This window comes from Micromonospora sp. NBRC 101691, assembly GCF_030269285.1.
Taxonomy (GTDB): domain Bacteria; phylum Actinomycetota; class Actinomycetes; order Mycobacteriales; family Micromonosporaceae; genus Micromonospora; species Micromonospora echinospora.
Map to the genome: position 1 here is coordinate 328,810 of NZ_BSTB01000003.1, position 19,639 is coordinate 348,448.

The 19,639-nt window shown below is 71.9% G+C and carries 17 protein-coding genes; 6 read left to right on the plus strand and 11 right to left on the minus strand.

The window, feature by feature from the left end:
* Positions 1–28: 28 nt before the first annotated feature.
* The 5 genes from QSK20_RS08190 to nfi form a co-directional block, all read right to left on the minus strand.
* Entirely contained in the window at positions 29–1,222 is a 1,194-nt protein-coding gene (locus QSK20_RS08190) for an SIS domain-containing protein (RefSeq protein WP_088980536.1), read from the minus strand.
* The gene (locus QSK20_RS08195) at positions 1,219–1,398 is read right to left on the minus strand and encodes a Trm112 family protein (protein WP_088980537.1); all 180 of its coding nucleotides are present in this window, start codon (positions 1,396–1,398) and stop codon (positions 1,219–1,221) included. Before QSK20_RS08195 ends, QSK20_RS08190 begins: the two co-directional genes overlap by 4 nt.
* A 62-nt stretch (positions 1,399–1,460) precedes the next feature.
* Positions 1,461–2,846: a phosphomannomutase/phosphoglucomutase gene (locus QSK20_RS08200; RefSeq protein ID WP_285787964.1), complete on the minus strand. Its 1,386-nt coding sequence runs from the start codon at positions 2,844–2,846 to the stop codon at positions 1,461–1,463.
* Between the two features lie 61 nt (positions 2,847–2,907).
* Positions 2,908–4,050: a hypothetical protein gene (locus QSK20_RS08205; protein WP_285787965.1), complete on the minus strand. Its 1,143-nt coding sequence runs from the start codon at positions 4,048–4,050 to the stop codon at positions 2,908–2,910.
* Between the two features lie 218 nt (positions 4,051–4,268).
* Positions 4,269–4,919, minus strand: coding sequence for a deoxyribonuclease V (gene nfi / locus QSK20_RS08210; RefSeq protein WP_502888871.1), 651 nt, complete (start codon positions 4,917–4,919; stop codon positions 4,269–4,271).
* 179 nt (positions 4,920–5,098) lie between these two features.
* Between nfi and QSK20_RS08215 the strand changes: the two genes are divergently transcribed.
* Positions 5,099–5,719 (plus strand): HD domain-containing protein, encoded by a 621-nt coding sequence (locus tag QSK20_RS08215; RefSeq protein WP_285787966.1) that lies wholly within the window; start codon positions 5,099–5,101, stop codon positions 5,717–5,719.
* Positions 5,720–5,795: 76 nt separating this feature from the next.
* Here the strand turns inward: QSK20_RS08215 and QSK20_RS08220 are convergent, their stop codons facing one another.
* From QSK20_RS08220 to QSK20_RS08235, 4 genes are read right to left on the minus strand one after another with little or no spacing between them, the layout of a single operon-like run.
* Positions 5,796–6,239: a hypothetical protein gene (locus QSK20_RS08220; protein WP_285787967.1), complete on the minus strand. Its 444-nt coding sequence runs from the start codon at positions 6,237–6,239 to the stop codon at positions 5,796–5,798.
* Complete coding sequence (locus QSK20_RS08225) at positions 6,239–10,462, minus strand: toxin glutamine deamidase domain-containing protein (RefSeq protein ID WP_285787968.1); 4,224 nt, start codon at positions 10,460–10,462, stop codon at positions 6,239–6,241. Before QSK20_RS08225 ends, QSK20_RS08220 begins: the two co-directional genes overlap by 1 nt.
* Positions 10,463–10,480: 18 nt before the next feature.
* Positions 10,481–10,828, minus strand: a complete 348-nt coding sequence (locus QSK20_RS08230; RefSeq protein ID WP_285787969.1) for a hypothetical protein — start codon at positions 10,826–10,828, stop codon at positions 10,481–10,483.
* Positions 10,821–11,210, minus strand: a complete 390-nt coding sequence (locus QSK20_RS08235) for a YbaB/EbfC family nucleoid-associated protein (RefSeq protein WP_285787970.1) — start codon at positions 11,208–11,210, stop codon at positions 10,821–10,823. The genes QSK20_RS08230 and QSK20_RS08235 overlap by 8 nt, the downstream gene beginning before the upstream one ends.
* 113 nt (positions 11,211–11,323) lie before the next feature.
* Between QSK20_RS08235 and QSK20_RS08240 the strand changes: the two genes are divergently transcribed.
* Positions 11,324–12,559 (plus strand): SUKH-3 domain-containing protein, encoded by a 1,236-nt coding sequence (locus tag QSK20_RS08240; protein ID WP_285787971.1) that lies wholly within the window; start codon positions 11,324–11,326, stop codon positions 12,557–12,559.
* Positions 12,560–12,652: 93 nt separating this feature from the next.
* On the opposite strand, the gene QSK20_RS08245 is transcribed toward QSK20_RS08240, so the two are convergent.
* Positions 12,653–14,092: an aldehyde dehydrogenase family protein gene (locus QSK20_RS08245; RefSeq protein ID WP_285787972.1), complete on the minus strand. Its 1,440-nt coding sequence runs from the start codon at positions 14,090–14,092 to the stop codon at positions 12,653–12,655.
* Positions 14,093–14,356: 264 nt separating this feature from the next.
* Between QSK20_RS08245 and QSK20_RS08250 the strand changes: the two genes are divergently transcribed.
* A complete protein-coding gene (locus tag QSK20_RS08250) occupies positions 14,357–15,931 on the plus strand; it encodes a S8 family peptidase (protein ID WP_285787973.1) in 1,575 nt (524 codons plus the stop codon).
* Positions 15,932–16,011: 80 nt separating this feature from the next.
* On the opposite strand, the gene QSK20_RS08255 is transcribed toward QSK20_RS08250, so the two are convergent.
* Entirely contained in the window at positions 16,012–16,848 is an 837-nt protein-coding gene (locus tag QSK20_RS08255; protein ID WP_285787974.1) for a G5 domain-containing protein, read from the minus strand.
* A gap of 389 nt (positions 16,849–17,237) precedes the next feature.
* On the opposite strand from QSK20_RS08255, the gene QSK20_RS08260 reads away from it, so the two are divergent.
* From QSK20_RS08260 to QSK20_RS08270, 3 genes are all read left to right on the plus strand, one after another.
* Positions 17,238–17,564 (plus strand): hypothetical protein, encoded by a 327-nt coding sequence (locus QSK20_RS08260; RefSeq protein ID WP_285787975.1) that lies wholly within the window; start codon positions 17,238–17,240, stop codon positions 17,562–17,564.
* Between the two features lie 116 nt (positions 17,565–17,680).
* Positions 17,681–18,244, plus strand: coding sequence for a hypothetical protein (locus tag QSK20_RS08265; RefSeq protein ID WP_285787976.1), 564 nt, complete (start codon positions 17,681–17,683; stop codon positions 18,242–18,244).
* A gap of 64 nt (positions 18,245–18,308) precedes the next feature.
* The gene (locus QSK20_RS08270; protein ID WP_285787977.1) at positions 18,309–19,610 is read left to right on the plus strand and encodes a sigma-54-dependent transcriptional regulator family protein; all 1,302 of its coding nucleotides are present in this window, start codon (positions 18,309–18,311) and stop codon (positions 19,608–19,610) included.
* Positions 19,611–19,639: the final 29 nt, after the last annotated feature.

Genomic DNA, 19,639 nt, shown 5'->3' on the forward strand with positions numbered 1-19,639 from the left:
GGTGTGCCGAGCCGAGGGGTCGACTCGTTCACGGGTTGGCCAGCTCCTTCATCTCCGAGACGGCGGGCACCGCCATCGGGTCCAGGCCGTGTGCCAGCGCGAGGTAGATCGAGGCGAAGTCCGGAACGGCGACCAGGGAGGCCAGCCGCTCCAACGCGGACCCGCCCTCGGCGGTCACCACGTCGCAGCGCACGCCGCGCCGTTCGGCGAGGGTCTGCACCGCGTCGGCCCGGCGCTCCTCGACCGCGAGCGGCTCGTCGGAGTCGTCGTCGGCGTTGAGCCCGCCGTCGCGCAGCAGCACCACGCGCAGCCGGGTGCCGTCGGGGGTGTCGTCCGGGTCGGCGAAGATGTCCCGCGCCGACTCGACCAGCCCACCGAAGACCCCGTCGAGCAGACCCACCCGGCCGCGGCCCGCCTCACCGAGCGCCCCGGCCACCACCGGGTAGCGGGCGTTCGCCGAGAGCGTGTCGCCGAAGCGGCGGGCCGCCACGGTGGCCAGCGGCGACGAACCCCAGACGATCGGAATCGAGCCGGCCAGCCCGAGCGCCAGCGACTTCGCCGGGTTGACGAAGGACTCGGCGGTCGGACGGCACCGGTCCGCGTCGGCGTCGAGCCGGGCGGCCGTCTCGGCCAGGTCGGCCTCGTTCACCTTCACCAGGCCGAGCGTACGGGCGGCGAGCAGGACCGGCACGGTGAGCGCCCAGAGGCTGGCCCGGGCCGGGGCCCGACGCGGCACCGGGATGAACGGGGCACGGGCCCGCTCCGCCACCGACTGGAGCTGGGAGTCCGGTGCGCCGACGGCGACCAGCCGGGCACCCCGGCGGTGGGCGGCCTCGGCCGCGCCGAGCGCCTCGGGGCTCCGGCCCGAGGCGCTGACCGCGATCACCACGTCCGCCGCGCCGACCCAGCCGGGCACCCCGGCGCTGCGGTGCGGGATCACCGGCACCGGGCAGCGCGGCCCGGCGACCGTGGCCAGCACGTCCCCGGTACGCCCGGCGGTGCCGATGCCCGCGATCACCACCGCCCGCGGTCGTCCCTCGTCGGCGAGCAGCTGCAGGTTGGCCTCGGCGGCCAGCGCCGCCGTCTCCCGCACCTGGGCCCCGGCGGAGGCGATGTGCCGGAGCATTCCGCCCGGGTCCTGTTCGGCGAGCGCGTCCGGGTTGTCCAGCAGCGCCTCGTTCGCCTCGCGGTGGCCGCTGACTCCGGCCGTGCCCTCGATCACGACTGCCGCCCCGGGCGGGCCTCATCCAGCAGCAGCACCGGCACGTCGTCCCGTACCTCGAAGATCCGGTGACACTCGGTGCAGGTCAGCGTCTGGGCCTGCGGGTCGTAGTCGAGTGGGGCGTGGTGCGTGTCCGGACAGGCGAGGATCTCCAGCAACTGCGGATCCAGGGCCACGGCGCGGCTCCTTCCACGTGTGTGGTCTCACCGGTCGGTCCCGCCGACCGGCGCACGCGATCTTATCGGCGAACGCGGTCGAGCACCTCGTCACGGAGTGCGGCCATCCGGTCCGGGGTGGTCGCCTCGACGTTGAGCCGCAGCAGCGGCTCGGTGTTCGAGGCGCGCAGATTGAACCAGGAGCCGTCCGGGAAACGCAGGGTGAGCCCGTCCATCGTGTCGACCGCCGCCTCCGGGTACGTGGCCCGCACCTCGGCCACCTTCGCGGCCTGGTCGGCGACGGTCGAGTTGATCTCCCCGGAGGCGACGTAGCGCTCGTACCCGGCGGCCAGCTCGGAGAGGGGACGCTCCTGCTCGCCGAGGGCGGCCAGCAGGTGCATGGCGGCCAGCATGCCGGTGTCGGCGAACCAGAAGTCCCGGAAGTAGTAGTGCGCGGAGTGCTCCCCGCCGAAGACCGCGTTGGTACGGGCCATCTCCGCCTTGATGAACGAGTGACCGACGCGCGCCACCACCGGGTTGCCGCCGTTCTCCCGGACGATCTCCGGCACCGCGCGGGAGGTGATCAGACCGTGGATGATCGTCGAGCCGGGGTGCTTGGCCAGCTCGCGGACGGCCACCAGCGCGGTGATCGCGGACGGGGAGACCGGCTCGCCCCGCTCGTCCACCGCGAAACAGCGGTCGGCGTCGCCGTCGAAGGCCAGCCCGACGTCCGCGCCGTGCGCGACGACCGCGCGCTGGAGGTCGACCAGGTTCGCCGGGTCCAGCGGGTTCGCCTCGTGGTTGGGGAAGCTGCCGTCGAGCTCGAAGTAGAGCGGGACGATCTCCAGCGGCAGGGCCGGCAGGACGGCGTCGCCGAGCACGCTGGGCACGGTGTGACCACCCATCCCGTTGCCGGCGTCGACCACCACCTTCAGCGGTCGGATCGCGGAGAGGTCGACCAGGCCGCGCAGGTGGGCGGCGTACTCCGGACGCAGGTCGCGCTGCGCGCCCGGGGCGGCCGGCTGCCCCGCCCCGACGGGCTCGCCCTTGTCCAGCAGGGCCTGCGCGTGGTCGCGGATCTCGGCCAGGCCGGTGTCCTGCCCGATCGGCCGCGCGCCGGCCCGGCACATCTTGATGCCGTTGTACCGGGCGGGATTGTGACTGGCGGTGAACATCGCCCCGGGCAGCCCGAGCGCGCCGGAGGCGTAGTAGAGCATGTCGGTGGAGGCGAGACCGATCTCGACCACCGAACGGCCCTCGGAGCGCACGCCAGCGGCGAAGGCGGCGGCCAGACCGGGCGAGGTGGCCCGCATGTCGTGCCCCACGACCACCTGCTCCCCGGGTTCTCCGGTGGTGTTCAGCAGGTGCGTGAAGGCGGCGCCGAGGGCTTCGGCGGCCCGTTCGTCCCACTGGTCCGGCACCGTCCCCCGGACGTCGTACGCCTTCACGATCTGGGACAGATCAGACACCGAATCAGCTCCCTTGCCCACGGGTCGTCAACGCCACTGAGCGTATCGGAGGGTACGGCGGCTACTCGGGTAGGCGAGGCATGATGGCCGTCGAGTCACCACCGTCGGTGGAACCCGGAGGTGGTGACGTGCCCGCCTGTCCGGATCTCGGCGTCGGGTAGACCGGGCCGGCCGGTCCGTACGTCTGGCCCGGCGGCCGCGCCGGGTACACCGTTCCCGGTGGGGCCTGGTCGGCGCTCCGGGACGGGGCCGGGTACACGCTGCCCGACGGAGGCTGGTCGGCGCTCCGGGGCGACGCCGGGTAGACCGTGCCGGCCGGCGGTGCGCCGTAGTAGCCTCCGCCGGCCGGCGTCGCCGGGCCGGGCTGGCCCCCGGAACGGTAGGTGGTGCCGCCCGGGTTGCCCGGCAACGGCGGCACCGACGTGGACGCCCCGCCACCCACGTCCCGCCGGTCCGCGCGGGACCGGCGGAACAGCAGGGCGATCAGACCGAGCCCGACCACCACCAGGGCCACGCCGATGATCATCACGGGGGAGAACCCCCCGCCCGAACCGCTCTGCTCGGCGGCCCGGTCACCGCCCCCGGCGGCACCCGCGGCGGCGAGCGAAGCCTCCACCATCGGGTCCTCGGTCGGCGGTCCGGTCTCCACCGGGCTCGGCGTCGGGCTCGGGGTCGGGCTCTTCGTCGGCTTCGGGCTCGGGGTGGCGTTCCGGCCCGCCCGGACCTGGGACGTGTCCGCGCCACGGCCGATCATCTGGCCGCCCGCGGTGGTCGCCTCCCCCGCCACGGTGAGCTTGCCGTCGGGCGCGCCGGGCAGGAAAGCCACCCGGTACCGAACCGTGATGCTCTTGCCCTTGCAGAGGGTCGGGTTGGCCGGAGACGTCCGCGCGGTGGCCAGCACGCCGCCACCGGAGACCGGGACCGGCCACCACTGGCCACCGGCGGACACCTGCACCTCGACCTGGTCGGCCCGCACCCCCTCCAGCCGCAGCCGCAGTCCGGTCCGGAGCAGGACACATCCCTCGCTGCGCTTGCGCACCTCGACCGCCACCGAGCCGGCCGAGCCGCCGGCGGTGAAGCTGCTGGAGGTACGCACCTTGACCGAGTCGTCGTCGGCCGACGCCGGTGTCGCACCGAGGACCACGGCACCGCCCAGCAGCGCGCAGACCACCGCCAGGCGCGCCGCTCTCCGACGTACCGTCATGATCACCTCGCCGTTCCTCCCCGGTTGGGGTCCGGTCGTCAGGCTACTACCGGAGGCCGACCGCCCCACGGCATCGACCACCGGCGCTACCTTCGTCCCGCCCCGGCTCCTCCGGTCCCCACCTCGCCTTCGTCGCTCCGCCCCGGTCGTCTCTCCGCCCGGTCGTCGTCGCTCCGCCCCGGTCCGGCTCCGCCTCGGGCGTCCCGCCTTCGTGCGGGTCAGATCCGACCGGCGAGCGCCGACCGGCAGAGCCGGTCCGCCGTACGGGTGGTCTCCGGCAGGCGGTAGCGCGGGGCGAGCGCGAGCACCCGGGCGCAGGCATTCTCCAGACCCATCCGGTGCCCGACGGACACGAAGACGGGCTTCACCCCGGCCTGGGTACGCAGCACCCGGCCCACGATCTCGGCACCGTCCACCAGCGGTGACCAGGCACCCCGCTCCTCGCCGGGCGGATCCCCGGTGCCCACCAGCGGAGTCTTCCCCACCCCGATCGCCGGCAGACCGGTGAGCACCCCGAGATGGCAGGCGAGCCCGAACCGCCGTGGGTGCGCCAGCCCGTGCCCGTCGCAGACCAACAGGTCCGGTCGGGTCGTGAGCCGCTCCAGCGCGTCCAGCAGCGCCGGCAACTCCCGGAAGGCGAACAGGCCGGGCACGTAGTCGAAGGCCGGCCGACCGATGACCACCGCCGAGTCGACGACCCGCAACGTCCGCGCGTCCAAGACGGTCACCGCCGCCGCGAGCCGGTCACCGTCCTCGGAGTAGGCCACGTCCAGGCCGGCCACCGTCGCGGGCTCGGCAGGGCCCGGCCCGACCAGGTCGACCAACGGTCGCAACCGATCCTGTACGCCCAGCGCCTCCGCCACCGTCACGGGCCACCCGGCATCCGGGCGTTCCGCCCTGTCCGGACCCGGAGGTCCAACGCTCTCGGGTCCGTACCCGCTCCCAGCGAACTCGTGATCACTCCACCGTTACACCGTATCGGCTGCCTGCGGGGGTACCGACGCCCGGCACTGGCAACGGCACGGTGCCCGCAGATAACCTCACTCCGATGAGGACAGGCACCGGATCTGGTGTGCGGATTCCCACCGACAGGCAGATCCGCGCCCTACACGAGCGGTTCGCGCCAACCCTCGACGCCTTCAACCTCGTCTACACCCATTGCCGGATCGTCTGCGAGTTGGCCGAGCAGTTGCTTGCCGACCGGGAGCACGATCTCGACGTCGACCTCGTTCGCGCCGGGTGCCTGCTCCACGACATCGGCGTGTATCGCCTGTATGGCTCATCCGGCGGGTTTGAGCAGGGCAACTACGTCCGCCACGGACTGCTGGGACACGAACTGCTGCGGGATCTCGGATATCCGGAGATTCTGTGCCGGTTCTGCTCCTGCCACACCGGGATGGGGCTGAGCTGCGATGACGTGGTCCGGCAACGGCTTCCGATTCCGGTCGACGACTACCTGGCCGAGTCCGACGAGGAACGGCTCGTGATGTATGCCGACAAGTTCCACAGCAAGAGGACCCCGCCGGTATTCGTGTCCGCCGCCACCTACGTGTCCGGCGTCCGGCAGTTCGGCAGCGACAAGGTTGATCGCTTCGCGAAGATGGTGGAGCAGTTCGGCGAACCCGATCTCGCGCCGCTGGCGAACGACTACGGACACGTCATCGTGTAGTGGTCGGTCATGCCGACACGTCCGGGAGGAGAGCCCGGCGAATCCAGATCAGCAGGCCACCTGAAGGCGACCGGGGTCAACTGTTCGCCTGCCCCACCGAGGGGTCGGCACCCGGATCGCCCTGCTGTCGTAACTGCTCCTCGAACATGACGAACGTCTTCCGGCGGATCCCCCTGACCAGAGCCCGCTCCCGGTCGTCCAGATAGCGGCGTTCCCGCTCCTCGACGTCGACTATCGCCTTGACGGTCTCGTACAGGGCGAAGATCGGCCCCTGCCCGGAGAGGTAGCGCGCCCGATAACGCTCCACCGCCTGAACGAACTCTTCTGGCGAGAGCGTGAAGATCTCCTCCTCACGCGCGAACAAGATTTCGTCAATAAGCTCATTGGCCTTCTCCCATCCCCCATTGTCGATGGATACGCGCCAGGCACACATGCCGCCGTCCGGCGTCTCGACCATCTTCACGGGAGTTCCGTAATAGCGCGCGTAGGCCGGCAGCACCAGGCCCGGGGTAGGCGTCATCAGGCATCCTCTCTCAAGCTACTGGACAGCGCTTGCCAGAATATCCGCTGCCCATTGAGAAGCAAGCCGTCCCGGATGGCCTTCTCCACGGATGACAAGTCTCGACCATCTGCACGCGCGAGCGCGTCCAAGTCACGTCTGACCTCGTAGAGAGCATGCTCCCACGCAGCCACCTCGTCCATTCCAGCGAGATGCAGCCGCATCTCAGCAACGTGGCCATTCGTCATTCGCAACTGCGTCAGAATATCTCGGTATCCACTGATTTGCGGACGCCTGAAGCGGTCCTCGACCATCAGAAGCCGGATTTTCGGGTCTTGAGATAGTTGCTTTAAGGCGACGTAGAGCCGATCGAGGCTCCGAAATTCGACTTTCGCCGCAGCCAGATCGGTGAGTCTTGCCGCGTCTCCTCCGTACTTGGCAAGCTTGTCTTCCGCCCGTTGTCGATCCTTGGGCCGCTCCCTCCAGCCAGCAACCCCGACCTGCTCTGCTCCATAGCCGGCCAGCCGCTTTGCGAGATCCGTCAACTCGGTCTGCGCCTCCGCAGCAGCGACGTAGAGGTCATCCAGGTATTCCTTACGATAATCCGGGTCAGCGTGTCGCCCGGAGTCGAATCCCGGTTGCCGGGCCGGGTCCGCATCGCCCGGCGTCGAATCACTGATCTGCAACTGTTCGTCAGTCAGTGGCGTGGGTTCGGGTGGTGGAACTGCGCCCGCTGCCACAGCGTTCGGGCCGAGCCGGTCGATGTCGTCGAGCACGGAGCCGAGGACGTCGATGGCCTGCTGGTGGCTGGCGAGGTGGTGCAGTGTGACCGGACGCGCCGTCAGCGACGCCATCAACTCCGGCGTCGCGAGGATCATGGCGACCAGGTCCGCTCGCTGCGTCAACTGCCGGACCAATGTCTCGGCCAGCAGCGGCTCGCCTTTTGGCGGAGCCTGCCACGTGTCGAGGAGCATCCGCTGCACACGCGGTTCGGCGAACATCGTGGCCAGATTCCGTACGGCCGGCTCGTCCAGGTGGGGAGCGAGTCTCCGCAGAAGATCCTCGTCCACCGCTGTTGCAAAGTCGGCCGGGCTGACACCGGCGGCGAACACCGCGTCCAGGTCGGGGGCCGAGGCCAGCGGGTGTGCTCTGGATCCGTCGGACGGCTCGGGCATCTGCCCGGGAGCACCGGTCCACCGCGTCCGGCCCCGGTCCGGACCGTCGTCGTCCGCACCCGACCGGACCGGACCGAGGGGTTGCTGCTCGCTGAAGTCGCCCACCTCGCGGCCCGGCAGGGGCATCGGCTTGCCATCGGGCCCTACCACCAGCGCGTCGAGTCCGGCGACGTTCCCCGGATGCGCCACACCCCGGTGGAAGTACGGCGGGCGGTCCGACACCGTGCCGATCTGCGGGTCGAGGTACAGCACCGTGCCGTTCTGGTTCAGGGCGACCCACGCGTGCGCGCCACCGCCCTCCCAGGTGTTCACCAGGAAGGCGAAGCTGCCATGGCCGCCCGAGAGCAGTTGCCCGTGCAGGTCGGCGTAGCCCTGCATCACCTGCTGTCGGGCAGCGGCCGGCGACAGACCCTCGGTCGACGGGGTCACCCGCTGGTAGACGCCACCGGTGGCCCGCTCGACCCGCCCCGGTCCGCCCCACTCACCGTCGATCGGCCGGTCGACGTCTCCCTCGTAGTAGCCGTCGAAGGTACGCGGCGCGGAGACCCGGGGGCGGCCGTGCAGCCATGTCTCGTACAGGGACAGCGTGCAGTCGAGGCAGTTGATGCCCCGGGTCGCGTCGGCGCTCGGCCCGCCGTCGTTGACCAGCGAGAACCATCGGCCCCGTCGAGGATCGGCCGTCCGGGTAACGCTTCCGCCGGCCTCGCGCGGCATCTGCCGTTCCAGGTCGGTCTGGTGCAGCGCCAGCGGCGGACGCAGCCCGCCGCGTTCCCCGTACGGCCGGGTCTGGTCGGTGGGCGGCGGATCGTCGCCTCCGGTGAGCGCCGATCGTCCACCCGTCTCGACTCCGCCGGTCGCCAACTGCGCCACGTCGTCGTTGATCCGCCAGAAGTCCGCGTCGTCGTCGACGAAGGTGACCTCCGGCAGAAGCAGGCCTTCCCGGACCTCCTCAGCGAGATCCGCCTGTCGATGGCCGAGACGTTCCTCCTCACGGCCACGCGCGATGAACTGGTCGGACAGTTTCCGTTTCCCAGCCCGGTGCAGTCCTTGAGCCTGCGATACGAACCAGCGCGCGCTCTCGTAGTGCGCTTCCGCCTCACTACGAAGCTCCCGAACGAGGTTGTCCCTCCGCTGTTCCTCGAACCAGGCGCGTTGGGCCTCGTAGTAGCCGCGGTAGCGCCGCCGTTCGAGTGCCTCCCGATCTGCCGCCCACCTCGTCTCGTACCACTGGCGGCTCCTGAACACGGGCTCCGTCGTCTGCCGTGGCATGGGCTCCGGGGCGGGAGTGGGCGGCTCCGGCGGCTGCGACGTTGACGTCTCTGGAGCCAGCGCCTCCAGCAAGGAGAGGTCGAGCACAGGAGGTTCCTGCCGGTCCGGTTTCCTGCCCGGCACGGTCGAGGCCGGTCCGATGGTCACGGAGGGGTTCGGCGTGGCTGTCGACATTCCGGCACCCGGCACCGGTGCCGCGGCCGGTCTGGTCATCGTGGCGACGGACGGGTTCACTCCGGAGGTCGCTACCGGGGCCGGCGTGACCGCAGGTGCGGGGCCAGATGCCATGGCGGTGGGCACACCGATGTGCATGCCGACCGAGCCCGCGTTGGTCAGGGTCGGTGGCGGTGCGCTGGTGACGGTCGCCGCCGTCGCAGTCGCCGTCGCAGTCGCGGCCGGGCTCGTCGTGCCCGCCAGGTCGAGCGCGGGCGCGGTGACCGAGGACGCAGCCAGCACCGGATCCGTCGGTACGGACGACAGACTCGGCGTCGCGGCGACCGGGGCAGGTGTCAGGGGCGGGACCGCGGTCGACAGCGGAATCGTGCCGGCGGTCATCGGCACGGAACTCGCCTCGGGGCCAGCCTCGGTCCGACGGTCCGATCGCGCGTCCGCCCCGCCGGAACCGCTCGCCTCGGCCGGACCACGTACGTTCGCATCGGCGGGACCACTCATGTCAGCTGTCGGTGGCGACACCGGTCCCGGCGTGACGTCCGCCTCAGGAATCCTGGGCGGCACTGCGCTCGTGGTGGTGTCGTCGACCACGGAGAGGGACGTAGCGTCCAGTGCGACCGTCCGAGCGTCGAGTCGCGCCTGGAGCGCCGCATCGCTCTGGCTGACGACCGAGCCGGTGGCACCGGACGCAGCGGCGCGGGCGGCGTCCTCCAGACCGGTGAAGCCACCTCCGGTCGCCAGGCTGGCCGCCTGATCGGCGATGATCTCGCCGCCCATCTCCCGGCCGAGGTGCTCGGCGAACTGCCCGCCGCGGCTGCTGGCGTGCTTCCCCAGCCCGGCCAGGGGGGCAGCGGCACCGCCAGCGAGCCCGCCGAGGGCGGATGCGCCGAGGTCGGCCAGGTCCACGCCGTCCCGCCGGCCGGTGGAGTTCTGGTAGCCCTGGATGGCGAGGTTGACGCCCCCCTCCTGGGCGGCCTCCAGCAGGCCGCCCCGCAACGCGTTGCGCCCCAGCCCACGCAGACCGTCCTCGGAGACCTGCTTCGCGGCCCGCTCGGTGGCCTCCCGCAGGCCCTTCTTGAGGGTCTTGCGAGCGAGTTGCGCGATCAGTTTCCGGAAGATCTGCTGCACGACGTATCGGGTTGCGGTAATCGCAGCGGCTGCGGCCGGTGAGGCGGCTCCGGCGGTGAGGACGACCGCGACCGTCATGGCGAGCAGTTCGACCACCAGGATGCCCAGCTCGATCCAGACCTCGAGCTTGGCGCCCTCGATGTCACAGCCGCACTCCTCGACGAGGCGACCGAGGTCGGTGCTGACCGCGAGCAGCAACGGCAGGGGAGCTTCGTCCCCCTCGGCCACCTTCCGCCAGGCGGCGTCGAAGGCATCCGCCACCGCTCCCACCGCCCCGTAGCCGCTGAGCACCTCCCCGGCGGCGGTGACGGCGTCGTCGCGTGGCCCGGCCAGCGCGGCGGCCACGCCGTACCACTCGTCGGCGAGGTCCCAGACCGCCCGCTCGTTGCCCTCCGGCCACTCGACGCCGACCACCCAGTCAAGCGCCTCGTAGACCCAGCCCGGCAGTTGCCAGGGGCAGAAGTCGAGCGGGTGCGGGATAGGACTCGGCAGTACGGTCACCCCGGCGCTCCTGACCGATCAGGGAACATCGGGTCGGGGCTGGTTGCGTACCCGGGTCAGGCGTCCGGCGTTGCCGGTGTCGGTCTGCACGTTGGCGTCGACCGAGCGGACCACGTCGGCACCGATTCCCTCGACATGCCGGCCCAGCCCGTCCCAGGCGCGCAGGACGGTCGCTTCCAATCCCCGGTAGGTCTTCTCGAACGCCGCGCCGATGTCGTCCCGGCCCCAGGGCCGCTGTGCGCTCACCGCCGCGATCTCCGTGCCGAGACTGTCGCGTTTCGCCCTGACCGCACGGCCGGCGAGCGAGAGATCCGCGCCGGCACGCCGGGCCCGCCCCGGGTCGAGCCATAGTTGTCCGTCAGTCACGTCGGCCACCGTCGCGGCTCATGATCGTGTCTGCCCGGCGGAGCAGAGAGCCGAAGTCACCCGAGCGGAGGAAGTCCGGTGCCCCGGAGCCGGCGGGCAGGTAGCCAGCGACCAGTTCCTGCGTCGACGCGGTCGCGGCGGCGGTGGCCCTCTGGACCGTAGCGGTGATCTTCCGGCCGAGCGCCTGGGCATCGCGCCCCTGGTAGACCGAGGGGTGCAGGTCGAGTGAGATCAGTTGCCCGCGGGCGCCGACGGTGGCGGCCACCTGGCCGTCGTCGGAGCGTTCCGTGACCCGCAGTTCCGCCAACCTGGCCTGGAGTTCGTCCAAACCGGACCTCAACTGCTGGTACTGGCCGTGCACCTCGTCGAACCGTGCTCGCAACGCACGATTGGCGTCCCGGTCCACGCTTCCCGCCAACGCCGCCTCCCGTCACCTTGGGTAGGCCAGACCATACCGGTCCGTCACCGATCCGTGGGGTCGGGTAACTTCACTCCGTGATCGACCGTCAACAGGCCGAACAACTCGCCACCATCTGGGCGGGTCGGGAGTCGCAGCGCCTCGGGCACGAATGCACCCCGCTGGTCGAGGAGTTCGACCTCGGATACGTGATCTGGTATTCGGTGCCGCGCGATCTGCCGATGCGCCCGGGTGACCTGCCGAACACCGTGATCGACCGGGAAACCGGGGAGGTCACCCACTGGCCGCGGGTTCCGGCGGACGTCATCGCGCAGGCGTACCGGCAGCGCCGCCCCGACCGGACCGCGCCTCGCACCGTCGACCCGGCCGCCCAACTACTGCGCGAACTGCACCGGTCGTCCACCCCCGGCACCACGGCGCACCTCACCATCGATGGCCGCGCCTACGTCGCCCGGGGCGCGAAGGGCGACGTCGTCCTGAACCATCACCCGCTGGTCCAGGGCTATCTGGACAGCGTCCCCACCGGACGGTTGGTTCGCGGCGTCGACCGCCACGCCGAACTGATCGTCATCTCCGACGCCCTGCACGACCAGGACCACCGACGGGAGTCGGAAGGGCTGCACCCGCTGGACTTCGAGGAGCAACTGGCACTGCTCAACAGCGCCCGGCTGGAGGTCTTCCGGGTACGCGAACCAGGCGACCCGGCCGGTGGGCGGGCGGACGAGGTCTGCGACTCGTGCGCCACCGCCCTGTCCCGGATGCGGCTGCTCCCCTGGTACGACACGGTCTGGGGAGTCAGCGAATGGCGGCCCCAGCCCCAACCCGTCCCCGACCCCGACCGGTTCCCGCCCGACGTTGCGCACGCACTTGTCGCAGCGGGTTGGGGAAGAATGGACCTTGTCGAGGAGATCGTTCCTGCCGCGATCGAGGAGACCCTCGGAGTCGGCACGGGAGCCCACCGCCACCAGGCATTCCCTGCCGCCCAGGCGGCACTGGGCAGTTTTCTGTCGCTGTTCTCCAAGCGCCGGGGCCCCGGCGAGCAGGTATGGATCAGCCGCTTCACCCTCAGCCCGCTACGCGGGGCGCACAGTGCTGCCAGCTTGGCGGATTTCGGGTCGGTGCTCGGTATGCGGCTCTTTCCGATCGGTGCGGAGCGCCCGCCGGAGAGCATCCTCGCCGTCGACGAGCTCGGACGGGTCTTCGCCCTCGACCAGGCCGGCGAGTGGTTCCTCGGGGCGGACATCGACGCCGCCCTGACCACCCTCCTGCTCGGCCGTGCTCCCGCCCGGGTGCGCGACGACGGCACCTGGTGAGCGCCCTGCGGTGGTAGCAGGGGACCCCTGCTACCCAAAAAGCGGTAACAAGGGTCCCCTGCTACCACCTCTCCCCGCTACCACCTCGGCAGCTCACAACTGCATTCCGGTGAGCACCAGCACCCTTGGTTCGGTGTAGTCGTCCATGGCGCTGCGGACGCCCTCCCGCCCCACCCCGCTGCCCTTCACCCCGCCGTACGGCATCTGGTCGGCCCGGTACGCCGGCACGTCGCCGACGATCACGCCACCGACCTCCAGGGCCCGGTGCGCGGCGAAGGCGACGTCGAGGCGGTGGGTGAAGACACCGGCCTGGAGCCCGTACGCGGAGTCGTTGACCGCGGCGAACGCGGCCCGGTCGTGCTCGACCCGGGCGACCACGAGCACCGGCCCGAACACCTCCTCGGCACTGACCCGCGCGTCGGAACGTACCCCGGTGAGCACGGTGGGCGGGTAGCTGGCGCCGTCCCGTCGGCCGCCGACCTCGATGGTGGCCCCGGCGACGACCGCCTCGTCCACCCACGCCTCGACCCGGGCCGCCGCGTCGGACGAGATGAGCGGGCCGACGTCGGTGTGGTCGTCGGCGGGGTCGCCGGTCCGCAGTTCCTCGACGGCGGCGACCAGTCGGGGCAGGAACGCGTCGTAGAGCCATTCGTGCACGTAGACCCGCTGCACGGCGATGCAGGACTGGCCGGCCTGGTAGTTGGCGAAGGTGGCGATCCGGTGCGCGGCGAAGGTGAGGTCCTCGTCGGTGTTCCAGTCCTCGCAGATCACCGCCGCCGCGTTGCCGCCGAGTTCCAGCGTGACGTGCTTCTCCGGGACGGCCCGTCGGATCGCCGCGCCGACCGGCCCGGAGCCGGTGAACGACACGACCGGCAGCCGGGGGTCGGCGACCAGGTCGGCGGCGCGCTCGTTGGGCAGCGGCAGCACCGAGAACGTCCCCTCGGGCAGGTCCGTCTCGGCGAGGATCTCGCCCAGCAGCAGCGCGGACAGCGGGGTGGCCGGGGCCGGTTTGAGCACGATCGGCGCGCCGACGGCGAGGGCCGGGGCGACCTTGTGGGCGACCAGGTTGAGCGGGAAGTTGAACGGCGTGATCCCCAGCACGGGGCCACGGGGCACCCGCCGGACCAGCGCGATCCGTCCGGCGGCGGTCGGGTCGGTGTCGAGGCGTTGCAGCTCGCCGCTGAAGCGCCGTGCCTCCTCGGCGGCCCAGCGGAAGGTGGAGACCGCCCGGGTGACCTCGACGCGGGCCCACTTGACCGGCTTGCCGTTCTCGGCGGTGATCAGTCGGGCGATCTCCTCGGCCCGTTCGGCGAGCCGGCGCGAGACGTGGTCCAGGGCCGCCGCGCGCATGTGCGCGGTCAGGGCCGCGGCCTCCGTGGTCGCTGCGGCGGCTGCCGCGACGGCGGCTTCGACCTGCGCCGGTGTGGCATGCGTGGTACGCCCGACCGGGCGTCCGTCGTACGGATGGTGGACGGTCAACTCGCCCTCGCCGTGGACGGGACGACCGGCGACGAAGAAGGCACGTGGCTCCACGCCGCGAGCGTAGAGCACGAGGGGCGACCAGGGCTGCGACCCGCACCGCGCCGACCCTGCGGGTATCCGACCCATGACGGCGGGTGACGGCAGGTCTGATCTACCCCGGATTGCGCCCGCTGACCGCCCCCACCAGGTCACGAATAGATCAACACATCTCTCTATTTCACTGCCGGTGCCATACGATCCCCGTCAATCGATCAGCCTTGATCGATCTGCGTGTCGGGTTCCGGCATGCTGTTGAGCGGAAGGAACACCCCAGGGATGACAGACTCCCCTGCCACAGGACGCCGCTGGCGTCTCGCCGTGGCCGCCGCCGCCGTCACCGCTGCCGTGGCGTCCGGCACCCCGGCGTCCGCTGCTCCCGCCGAGGGTCAGATCCTGCTCGCCGGTGGCGCGACCGCCGTCGAGAACTCGTACATCGTGGTGTTCAAGGACACCGCGGTCGGCCAGCCCGAGGTCAGCACCCGGGCCCGCGGCCTGACCGGCAAGCACGGGGGCGCCGTCAACCGGACGTACTCCAACGCGCTGCGCGGCTTCGAGGCCCGGATGTCGGAGACGGCCGCAAAGCGGCTCGCCGCCGACCCGTCGGTCGCCTACGTCCAGCAGAACCACACCGTACGGATCTCCGCCACGCAGACCCCCACCCCCTCCTGGGGCCTCGACCGGGTCGACCAGCGTGCCCTTCCGCTCAACAACTCGTTCACGTACGCGAACAACGGCGCGGGCGTGAAGGCGTACATCATCGACACCGGCATCCGGACCTCGCACAGCGACTTCGGTGGCCGGGCGATCTCCGGCTTCGACTCGGTCGACGGCGGCACCGCCGACGACTGCAACGGCCACGGCACGCACGTCGCCGGCACCGTCGGCGGCACCGCGTACGGCGTGGCCAAGGGCGTCACGCTGGTCGGCGTCCGGGTGCTCGACTGCCAGGGCAGCGGCACCAACGCCGGCGTCATCGCGGGCGTGGACTGGGTCACCGGCAACCACGCCGCCGGTGAGAAGGCGGTCGCCAACATGAGCCTCGGCGGCGGCTTCGACCAGGCCACCAACGACGCGGTGGCCCGCTCGATCGCCGACGGCGTCACCTACGGTCTCGCCGCCGGCAACGACTACGGCGCGAACGCCTGCAACAGCTCGCCGGCGAGCACGCCGGCCGGCATCACGGTCGGCGCGACCCAGTCGAACGACGCCCGGGCCAGCTACTCGAACATCGGCTCCTGCCTGGACATCTTCGCCCCGGGCAGCTCGATCACCTCGGCCTGGCACACCAGCAACACCGCCACGAACAGCATCAGCGGCACCTCGATGGCGACCCCGCACGTGGTCGGCGCCGCCGCGCTCGTGCTCGCCGCCAACCCGACCTTCACCCCGCAGCAGGTGCGCGACAAGCTGGTGAACGACGCCACCAGCAACGTGGTGACCAGCCCGGGCACCGGCTCGCCGAACAAGCTGCTCTACGTCGGTGACGGCGGCACCACCCCGCCGCCCACCGGCTGCTCGCGGACCAACGGCACCGACGTGACCATCCGCGACCACACCACCGTCTCCAGCACCGTCGCGGTCTCCGGCTGCACCGGCACCGCCTCGGCCACCAGCACGGTGGCGGTCAGCATCGTGCACACCTACATCGGCGACCTGGTCGTCCGGCTGGTCGCCCCGGACGGCAGCACGTACACCCTGCACAACCGCACCGGCGGTTCCGCCGACAACATCAACCAGACCTACACGGTGAACCTGTCCTCGGAGACCCGTAACGGCACCTGGACCCTGCGGGTCCAGGACGCGGCCAGCGGGGACGTCGGCTACCTGAACAGCTGGACGCTCAACCTCTAGTCAGCACCGCACACCCGTCGGGTGGTAGGAGGGGACCCTTGCAGGGCAAAAATCGCCTGCAGGGGGCCCCTCCTACCACCTCAGTCGTCGCAGCCGTAACCGTCGTTGTCGCGGTCCAGGTCGTAGATGTCGCTGCCGATCACGCGGACCGGGCCGGTCACGTAGGCCGGGCCGTTGCCGCCGCCGCCCGCGCAGTCGACGTCGCTGGCGATCGGCACGCAGCCGCTGTAGTTGGGGTCGCAGCGCCGGGCCGGTTTCGTGCCGACCGCCACGACCTCGGTGACCGGTTTCCGGGTCACCGCCGACCGCACCAGCTTTCGTCCGGTCTGCACGCCGTCGGTGACGGTGACCTGGTAGGTCAGGGTCCGCACACCGTCGACACCCGGGGTACGCACCACCCGCTTCCCCTCGGCGAGGGAGGAGTCCTTCACGGTCCGCACGCCGTGCCGGAGCCGCTCCGTCTCGGTGACCGTACGCACCTGCACCTCGGGTGACGGCGTGGGCGGAGGCGTCGGGGGCGGCGTGGACGCCGGAAGCGGCGACGGGGACCGGTCCACGGGCGACGTCGGGGCCGACGGCACCGACGGCGGCTCGGAGCCCGCTCCGGCGATCGGGCGCGACGCCGGCGGTGCGGTGTTCGCCCCGATCACGGCGAGTCCCCCACAGCAGAGCAGCACGGTCGTGAGCGCGCCGCCGAGGAGCAGGAGGATGCGCTGCCGGGAGGTGAGCCGGTTGAACCGGCCCGGCCGCCCAGCGGGAGGCGGACCGTACCCGGGCGGGGTGGCGGCATACCCGGGCGCGGTGGCGTACTGAGGCGCGGTGGCGTACCCGGGCGGCGGAACCGGCGGGGACGGTACGGCGTGCCCCGGCGGCGGGTCGTACCCGGCGGGTGGTGGGGGCGGGGGCGGCGATGTCACAGCGACGAGTGTTCGTCGCCGACGACGTGGCCGGTAACCGCCGTACCGCCGACCCTCCACATCGAACAGGCCGCGTCTCGCGCGTCTCGGACCAGCCCTGTCCTCCGGACACCGTGCCCCGATCACCCGCTCGCCGGCCCTGCCGACCCGTTGGTCCACAGTGGCGGTGAACGCAGCCCATGACCACGGCGCCAGGCTGGTCGGACCTCAGGTGCGGGACGGTCCGCGTCGGCAGGGGCCCGCCGCCGGGACCGGCCGCCACCGCGTCGGCGGGGCCGCCACGAACCGACGGACGACGCTCGACCGCCGACAGTGAACACACGACTACCATTGGTGCATCCGCCTCGTAGAATCGCAGCTCACGAGGGCTGGCCGCCGGGAGGTGTCGGATGCCACGTCGTAGCGCCGGTTGGATGTGGGCTGGTCGGGTCGTGGCCGGGCTGCCGGTGGCGGGCCTGGTCGCCTACCTGGCGGTGGTCGGGCTGGACCGGGCGGACAAGATCGGAAGCGCCGCCGGAGTGGTGGTCGCGGTGCTCGGACTGGTCGCCCCGTACCTGCTGCCGCCCCGCCGGCAGCCCCCGACCGAGGGCAACTCCCCGGCGCCGGAAGCGGGCTCCCCCGCGCCGCCGGGTCGCATCGACGCCCACGGCAGCCAGGGCGTGCAGGTCAATCTGGCCGGCACCAACACCCAGAACAACACGTTCGGATCCCGGTGACGACCGACCGGCCCGGTGACGGGCCCACCGCCGTCCCGACCGGCGGCTCCGAGCCGGAGACGAACGCTCCGGGCTCGCCGGGTCCGTACGTGATCCATGCCCACGGAAGCCAGGGGATGCAGATCACCCTGGGCGGCACCAACACCCAGACCAATGCTCTCGGGTCACCGGCGACCGCGCCGGTCGGTGGTCAGCCGACGGCCACCGACGCGGGACGGGGCCGTCCGCGCCTCACCCGTAGGACGGTCCGCATCCTGGTGGTGGCAGTCCTGGCCCTGGCCCCGATGGGCGGGGCTGGCCACTGGTGGAGCTCACGCGGCGAATCCTCGCCACCACCACCGACGACGTCCCCGACGCCCACACCGACACCGACACGCACCGACAGCCCTCGAACCTGGTCGGCCAGGATCACCAACACGCCGAACGGCACATTCGGCTACCCGGGACCCTTCGCGGACCCACGGCACCGGGAACCCGCCGCGTCCTTCTTCGAGGGCAACCTTCTCCGGATCGTCTGCCAGGAGCGGAACGGACGACTGATAAAGGACAGGACGGACGACATCCAGTCCACGGTCTGGTACCGGCTGGACACCGGCATCTGGGTCTCCAGCCTGTACACCGACCTTCCGCAGGAGGACGCCGGCCGCCCGCCGCCGGGCATCCCGAACTGCACCCACTAACCGTGGTGGTCAGCCCTTGGCGACCGGCGGTGAGCTGGGTCACGATGGGCGGGAGGAGGTCGCCGTGGCTGACCCGTGGCTCGCCCTGGAATTCGGTGCCGATCCTGACGAACGGATCGCGCAGGTCGGTGCCGCCCACGAGGCGTTCCTCAGCGACGGCACCAGCCCACGACAGGTACGCGACGTGGTGCACCGGTCGTGGCGGCGCTCGGCGCACGCGCTCCTCGACCCGGAGGCCACCCCGCCGGTCGAACTGACCGGCCGCGACCTGGAGAGCTACCGGGCGGCCCATCCGCTGGCCCGGGTGCTGCCGCTCTTCCGGGACCTGCTCGGCGGGACCGCCACCGACGGGGCCCACCTGATGGCGGTCTGCGACGCGTACGGGCGGCTGCTCTGGGTGGAGGGGCATCCGGGGGTGCTGCGGCGGGCGGAGCGGATGAACTTCCTGCCCGGCGCGCGGTGGGACGAGGCGCACGCCGGCACCAACGCCCCGGGCACCGCCCTCGCGGTCGACCACAGCGTGCAGATCTTCGCCACCGAGCACTTCAGCCGGCCGGTCCAGCCCTGGACCTGCGCCGCCGCGCCGATCCACGACCCGATGACCGGGCGACTGCTCGGCGCGGTCGACATCACCGGCGGCGATCACCTGGCGAACCCGCAGAGCCTGGCGCTGGTCCGGGCCACCGCGAGGGCGGCCGAGGCGTGGCTGGCCGGGCCGCTGGGCCGGGGCGGGCCGGTCGAGCCGGACGTGGTCACGGTGACCGCGCTCGGGCGGGACGAGGCGGAACTACGGGTCGCCGGGCGGCGGATCCGGCTCGGTCGCCGGCACAGCGAACTGCTCGTGCTGCTGCTCCAGCATCCGGAGGGACGGACCGGGGAGCAGCTCGGCCTGGACCTCTACGGCGACGACCGGCTGCACCCGGTCACCCTGCGCGCCGAGATGTCCCGGTTGCGCCGCATCCTCGGCCCGGAACTGCTCGACTCCCGCCCGTACCGGCTGCGCGGGAACGTGCGGGTCGACTTCCGTACCGTCGTGGAGCTGCTGGAACGCGGTGAGGTGGCGGGCGCGCTCGACGCGTACCCGGGAAGTCTGCTGCCCGTCTCGGACGCGCCGGGAGTGGCGCGACTGCGCCGGCTGGTCGACGGGCAGGTGCGCGCGGCGGTGCTGGCCGGCGGCGACCCGGCGCTGCTCGCGGCCTGGACCGCGACGCCCGCCGGGGCCGACGACCTGGCCGCGTGGCAGGCGCTGGCGCGGGCGTTGCCGCCGGGCGCGCCCCGCCGGCCGCTCGCGGCGGCCCGGGTCCAGCAGCTCCTGCGGGAGTACGGACTCACCGGCGCAACGTCGTTGCAACGTCCCGGTAACTAGCGTGGCCGCCGTCACATCCTTCCGACGGC